This is a genomic window from Frankia sp. CeTa3Moorea, from assembly GCF_978021225.1.
Map to the genome: position 1 here is coordinate 13,688 of NZ_CDXDOR010000094.1, position 6,777 is coordinate 20,464.

8 protein-coding genes are annotated in these 6,777 nt (G+C 73.0%); all 8 read right to left on the minus strand.

The window, feature by feature from the left end:
- The coding region (locus tag AC08OV_RS16130) for a tRNA ligase subunit PheS family protein (protein WP_476619880.1) at positions 1-508 on the minus strand (508 nt) is incomplete at its 3' end.
- Between the two features lie 195 nt (positions 509-703).
- Entirely contained in the window at positions 704-1,849 is a 1,146-nt protein-coding gene (locus tag AC08OV_RS16135) for a sensor histidine kinase (RefSeq protein WP_476613970.1), read from the minus strand.
- Positions 1,849-2,673 (minus strand): TrmH family RNA methyltransferase, encoded by an 825-nt coding sequence (locus tag AC08OV_RS16140; RefSeq protein ID WP_476599896.1) that lies wholly within the window; start codon positions 2,671-2,673, stop codon positions 1,849-1,851. Before AC08OV_RS16140 ends, AC08OV_RS16135 begins: the two co-directional genes overlap by 1 nt.
- A gap of 104 nt (positions 2,674-2,777) precedes the next feature.
- Positions 2,778-3,158: a 50S ribosomal protein L20 gene (gene rplT / locus AC08OV_RS16145; protein ID WP_011437565.1), complete on the minus strand. Its 381-nt coding sequence runs from the start codon at positions 3,156-3,158 to the stop codon at positions 2,778-2,780.
- 125 nt (positions 3,159-3,283) lie between these two features.
- The gene (rpmI, locus tag AC08OV_RS16150; RefSeq protein WP_011437566.1) at positions 3,284-3,478 is read right to left on the minus strand and encodes a 50S ribosomal protein L35; all 195 of its coding nucleotides are present in this window, start codon (positions 3,476-3,478) and stop codon (positions 3,284-3,286) included.
- 97 nt (positions 3,479-3,575) lie between these two features.
- Positions 3,576-4,166: a translation initiation factor IF-3 gene (gene infC / locus AC08OV_RS16155; protein ID WP_476613965.1), complete on the minus strand. Its 591-nt coding sequence runs from the start codon at positions 4,164-4,166 to the stop codon at positions 3,576-3,578.
- A 343-nt stretch (positions 4,167-4,509) separates the two neighbouring features.
- Positions 4,510-5,412: an SseB family protein gene (locus AC08OV_RS16160; RefSeq protein ID WP_476613966.1), complete on the minus strand. Its 903-nt coding sequence runs from the start codon at positions 5,410-5,412 to the stop codon at positions 4,510-4,512.
- Positions 5,413-5,422: 10 nt separating this feature from the next.
- Positions 5,423-6,777, minus strand: a 1,355-nt coding sequence (locus tag AC08OV_RS16165; protein WP_476619881.1) for a MinD/ParA family ATP-binding protein, incomplete at its 5' end; no start/stop codon positions are given.

Consider the following 6,777-nt stretch of genomic DNA (forward strand, 5'->3'; position numbering starts at 1 on the left):
GGGCCGGGTGATCGGGCGCCATGTTCAGGGCCTCGAAGTTGAACCAGTCGTGTTCGACCTCGGGTCCCTCGGCGACCTCGTAGCCCATCGCCACGAACACGTCGGCAAGCCGGTCGGACAGGGCGGTCAGCGGGTGGCGGGCACCACGACGGCGACGGTCGACGGGCAGGGTCACGTCGACCCGTTCCTCGTGCAGCACCCGGGCGTCGCGCTCGGCGGTGAGTTCGGCCAGCCGGGCGTCGTAGGCGGCCTGTACGGCCGTGCGGGCGGCGTTGTGCCGGCGACCGGCGTCGGCACGCTCCGCCCGGGGCAGGGCACCGAGCTCCCGGCGGGCCAGCACCAGCGGTGCGGAGGCGCCCTGGATGTGGGCGGTACGGACGGCTGCCAGCGCGTCGAGGTCGGCGGCGGCGCGGATCGACTCCCGCGCCGCGTCAACGGCCGCGTCGAGCTGATCAGGGTCGAGGGCGTGGACCCGGGACGGGTCGACAGTCTCTCCAGGGGCGGGCACGGTGCTCATCCTCGTCATCGGGTAAAAAGCAGGGCCATCCCGGCGGGAAGCCGGGGTCGTCCGGCCTGCGGCGGAGTTCGTCCGGGCATGGGGTGTCCGGGCATGGGGTGTCCGGGCATGGGGTGTCCGGTCCTGGGGCGGCGGCGCGCGCCTGGCCGCCCGGGGCGCCCACCGGTCGGTTCGCGGTGCTCGGCGTCAGCCGAACACCGGGCCACCGGCGGGCACGAAAAATCGGAACTCGGCGCCGCCACCCGTGGCCCGGCCGACCGAGATGGTGCCGCCGTGCGCCTCGATCAGTGCCTTGGCGATGTAGAGCCCGAGGCCGGTGCCGTTCCCGCGGCCGGCGCCCCGCCAGAACTTCGTGAACACGCGCGCGGCGTTCGATTCGGACACGCCTTCCCCCTCGTCGGCCACGCTCACCTCCGTGCCGCTGTCCCTGCCACGCAGCAGTACCGTCACAGTACCCGCACCGTGCCGCAGGGCGTTGTCGACGAGGTTGTGCAGTACCTGTTCAATCTTGTCCGGATCGACCCACATCTCGGGCAGTTCGCCCTCCTCGCAGATGAAGAACCGGTCGGCGCCGGCCGCACCCGAGGCCACCTTGCCGTCCACCACCGAACGCACCCGGGCGGGCAGGTCGACGATCTGCTTGCGGACCTGAATGCGTCCGGAGTCGATCCGGGAGACGTCCAGCACCTCGGTGAGCAGGCGCGTGACCCGGTCGGCGTCGGTGTTGACCGTGTTCAGCATGAGCTTCTTCTGCTCGTCGGTGAACCGGTCCCACTTGGCGAGCAGCGTCGCGGTGAATCCCTTCACGCTGGTCAGCGGCGAGCGCAGCTCGTGCGCCACGGTCGCGACCAGGTCCGCCCGGTTGCGTTCCAGCCGCTCGCGGCTGAGGGTGTCGCGCAGGGACAGCGACACCCGCACCAGCCGACCGGCGACCCGGTTGAACCGCACCGTGACGTGGAAGTCACGGTCGTGGACCGGACCCGCATAGGTCAGGCGCCGCTCCGGCTGCCCGGTGACCCGCGGCAGGTTCCGGCTGGCTGCCGAGCACTCCCACCAGTCGTTGCCCCGCTCGTCCAGCAACGGGAGGACCTCGGTCAGATGCCGGCCGATCGCAGACGGTCCGTCCACCCCGGTGAGCTTCGCCGCCGCCCGGTTGAACACCTCGACGACGCCGACGGCGTCGGTCACGATCACCGAGTCCGGTAGCAGGTCGAAGGCGGCGGCAGGCAGTGGGCCGTCCAGCGCGGCCGACACGGCCGAATCGGTGGAATCGGGCGCGCAGCCGGGGCCGGGTGGCGGTACCTGCCCGGATGGCGACGCGACAGTGTTCATCACCGTCGACCACCTCCTCCGGTGCCGTCAGTACCGGACCTGCCCGTTCTCTGCGCCCGCGCCGACGCGTAAAGGCACAGGGCGGACGCAACCGCAAGATTCAGGGACTCGGCCTGACCGTACACCGGTACCCGCAGCACCGCGTCCGCGGCGGTCAGAGTAGCCGAAGCCAGCCCATGTGCCTCGTTACCGAACAGCCACGCCGTCGGCCCGTCGAGCTCACCGGCGGCGACGGCGGTGTCGATGTCGCGATCCGCGGCTCCGGACGTCGCCACGATGCGGCAGCCCCGGGCCCGCAGCCGGTCCAGCACCACGGCCAAGGCTGGTTCCACGATCACCGGGAGGTGAAAGTGGCTGCCGGCCGAGGAGCGCACGCACTTGCCCCCGAAGGGGTCGACACCGCTCCCGGTAAAGACGACGGCGTCCGCTCCGGCCGCGTCCGCGCTGCGGATCACCGTGCCGGCGTTGCCCGGATCGCCCGCGCCGATGCACACCGCGACCAGCCGGGGGGCGTGCAGGTCGGCGAGCCGGTGAGCGGGCAGGGCCGCGACCGCGACGAGGCCCTGGGGGGTCACCGTCTCCGACAGCGACGCCACGGCCTCGTCCGTGACGACCCGGACCGGCACCCGGACCGCCCTCAGCAGCTCCTCGTGCCGGGGAGTCGCGGAGACTCCGACGAACACCTCGAGCAGCTCGCCGACGGCCGACGCCGCGCCCACCGCCTGCGCCCCCTCGACCAGGAACCTGCCCTGCTCGCGCCGGGCCGCGGGCCGCTTGAGGCGACGCGCGGCGCCGACCCGCCCGGAGCGCGCTCCGGCGATCACTCCGGGCCCCGGGGAAGGGGCCGTCGGGGAAGGGACCGTCGACGGCGGGGCGTCGGTCGTGGGGGACACGCGGGAGGCGGGCACGGGCCGACGTCGCGACGGGCTCAGGCGGCGGTGGGCTCCGGCGCCGCCGCCAGCGCGGCCCGTGCCACCTCGACCAGGGCGGTGAACGCGACCGCGTCGTTGACCGCGAGGTCGGCCAGAATCTTGCGGTCGACTTCGACACCGGACAGCTTCAGACCCTGCACGAAGCGGTTGTAGGTCAGGCCGTTCGCCCGCGCCGCCGCGTTGATCCGAGTGATCCACAGCTGCCGGAAGTCGCCCTTGCGCGCGCGGCGGTCCCGGTAGGAGTAGGTCATCGAGTGGAGCATCTGCTCCTTGGCCTTGCGGTAGAGCCGCGAGCGCTGGCCCCGGTAGCCGCTGGCCTGCTCGAGGACCGTACGGCGCTTCTTCTGGGCGTTGACCGCCCGCTTCACGCGTGCCATGAGGGCACCTGTCTCCTTCGTTCGGGTGCGTCCGGCGGCCCGGGCCGGAGTCGGCCGCCAACGGCGGGCCGACCGCGACCGGCGGGCCCGCCGCAGTCGGGGCCGGAGTCGTCAGCGGGCCGCGGTCAGCGGGCGAGCAGACGCTTGACGCGTCGGTTGTCCGCCTTCGTCAACGGCACCACGCCATCCAGTCTGCGGGTGAGGCGGCTGGTCTTGTGCTCCAGGTAGTGGCGGCGGTTGGCCCGCTGGCGCAGCACCTTGCCGGACCCGGTGACCCGGAACCGCTTACTCGCACCGCTGTGGGACTTCTGTTTGGGCATGTTGACATCCTGACGGGTTACGTGGGTGGTCGAACAACCGGCGTGGCGAGATCCGGAACCGGTGGCGGCGCCACCGCGCGGACTGCCCGCCGTCGAGTCAGGCGTGGCCGGCCGGTTCCGGCACCCGCTGCGGCTTCGAACCCTTGTGCGGGGCCATGACCATGGTCATGTTCCGGCCGTCCTGCTTGGGCTGAGCCTCGACATAACCAAGATCGGCCACGTCGGCGGACAGCCGTTGGAGCAGGCGGATGCCGAGCTCGGGCCGGGACTGCTCCCGACCGCGGAACATAATCGTAATCTTGACCTTGTCGCCGGCCCGCAGGAAACGCACGACGTGACCCTTCTTGGTCTCGTAGTCGTGCGGATCGATCTTCGGCCGCAGCTTCATTTCCTTGATGACGGTCTGGACCTGGTTCTTCCGAGCCTCCCGACGCTTCTGGTCGGACTCGTACTTGAACTTTCCGTAGTCCATCAGCTTGCAGACCGGGGGACGAGCGGTCGGCGCGACCTCGACGAGGTCGAGATCGGCCTCCTGCGCCATGCGCATGGCCTCACCGATCGAGACGATGCCGATCTGCTCACCCTCCGCGCCGACGAGGCGAACCTCGGGGACGCGAATCCGGTCGTTGATACGGGACTCTGTGCTGATGTGTTTCCTCCGTTGCTCGACGCGCGGGCATGACCTCACCGCAGCGGAGCACCGAGCCTGGTACACCAGGCTCCCGGCCGACAACCGCGAGAACGGCTCGGCCGACCGGCGACCCGGCCACCGCGGCCACCAGCCGGAACTCCGGCCTGAGGACCTGCTGACGTCCCGGGGTGGCGACATCAGTGCTGACATCGGGTGGAGGGCGAACCCCCGCTTGGTCCTGCCGATCAGGCTCCGCACCGTGCCCTGGCTGCCTGGAAACGGCAACGCCAGCGGACGGAACAAAACCAGCCGGCAGGCGGTCTGAAGCCCAGCGTAGCACCAGACCGGGCGACACGACGATCACATCATCGTCCGGGCGCTCCGAAAGGGCCGGCGGCACTCACCTCGCGAACCGCACCGGCCATCGGCGCGTCGGGCGCAGGCCCCGCCCCAGATGGCGGCGCACCGCCGCGGCCTCCCGCGCGCTCACGAGCAGCACGGCCGGGCCCGAGGCCTGCGCCTGCTCCTGCGCCGGGTCCGGATCAGCGGCGAGCAGCCGGGACAACCGCCGGGCGAGCAACTCCCCGGACCGCGCGTCCGCATCTCCGTCCCGGCGTACCGCGACGGCAAGCACCGGGCGTGGTGCGCCGGCACCCGGGAGGAGCAGTTCCGCCGGCCACACCTCGACCCGCTCGGTCACGGTCCGCAACGCCTCTTGGACCCGCTGCCGGGACAACGGTCCATCCGGATCGGATGGACGGCGCAGGGCGGTCACCCTCAGCTCGTCGAGGTCCGCGGCTTCGGTCGCACGTGGCGTGTCGAGAGTCCCGGGCGGCGTGTCGAGAGTCCCGGGCGGCGAGTCGGAGTCGGATCCGCCGGGCACCGTCGCGGGACCGCCCGGCCCGACGTCCAGACTGGCCGAGCGCGGACCGGCCACGTCGATCACCACCGCTCCGAGCCCCAGCCGGACCGCCTCCGTGCAGGCGTCCACCGCGGCGACCGGAACCGGCCGGGCCGAGGCGCGCCAGGCGGTGAGCGCGCTGACGCTGGAGAAGATCGGTAGCGCGGTCGCGCCGGACGGGGTGCGCAGGGTCGTCAGCGCCATCTCGCTGGTCTTGTCCGCACCGGTGACGGCGTCGGCGGCGGTGAGCCGAGCCTCGACTCCGACGAAGACCCGGGCCTGGCGCAGCGCGGCGGTCAGAACGGCGGGGTTGACCGGGCTGGCGGCGAGCGCTCGGGTGAGCGACTCATCGGCGCGGCCGTCATCGCCCTGACCGGACGGAGTCAGCAGATCGTGTGCCATTCTCGCCAGCCTAGGGCCCAGGCGGCGCGGCGGGCCGGTACCGGATCGGGTCCGTGGCATTCACCATGGCTCGGACGGGCCCGGGCCCGGGTTGGGGGCACCGACCGGGGACGGCGATGGCGGACCGGGCCAGCACGGTGGCCGGTTGCGACCCGGGAAGCGGGGCGGTGGCGACCGCCCCGGCGAGGCGCTGGAAGGCGAACCTGGTCCGGCGACGCAGGCGGTACCAGCTGATCGGACGGCTGTCGGCGAGCGCCGCGTCGAACGGCACCGGCACCGTCATGTAGGCCCGGTCCTCAAGATGCTCGAGACGCAGCCGTGCCCCGCGGCTCAACCGGGAGGGATACGTCTCGACGACGGCCACGATGACGGTGGCAGCGAGATCTGGCCGACCAGCCGCGGTCAACGCGGTCAACGCGTCGTCCGCACCAGCGATCTCCGTCTCGCCGGCCCGGATCGTCAGCACGACGAGGTCCGCCCGCGCCAGCAGGGTGGCCGGCACCGGCTGGCTCCACCCCGGTGGGGCGTCCGCGACGACGACCGGATACCAGTGTCCGAGCAGGTCGAGTGCCCAGGCCAGCTCCTCGGGAAGCGGCCCCGGCCCGGTGAGATCACGCAGTCCGGCCAGCACCTCCAGGCCACCGGAGCCGTCGGAGGCGACGAACCGGCGCACGTCCTCCAATGAGGACACCGGTGGCCGCGCCGTGGCCAACTCCCGCAACCCCACGCCCGGTGGCATGAGACCGACCCGGTGCGCAAGCAGCCCGGACTGGTCCGGGGAGGCGTCCACGGCCATCACCCGATGACCGTGGTGCTCCGCGATCGCCAGTCCCAGACCCGCGGCGACCGTCGTCCGGCCGCCTCCGCCACCGAATCCCCCGACCAGCACCCGCCGCCCACCGGCCCGCGCCCGCGCGACCGGCGAACCGCCCGCTCCCGCGACGGCCGGGACCACCGCCGGACCACGGGACGGCGTCACCGCGGCCGCCGCCCGGACGGGCAGGGAAGGGGCCGGACCGGACCGCCGTGCCGGCAGGTTCGCGGGGACCGGGACGGACCAGGCTGGCTCCGTACCGGGCGTTTCGACCGCCTGCCGGCCGACCGTGGGTCCGCCCAGGGGGTCGGCGTCGAGCCACGCCTCCGGCACCGGCCAACCCGGGTCAGCCGCCGCGGACGGGGGAAGCCGCCCGGCTACGGGCCCGGCACCGAGCGAGCCGTCTGGGGGCGGCGCGGTGGCGGCCCAGGAAACGGGGACGACCGGCGTCCCATCCGGGAGGTTCACCGGCTGCCCGGCGGCGGGGACCAGTACCGCAATGTTCTCCCAGGTCTCCCCGGGCGGCGGGACGGCCGGGAACGGTGGGGGGA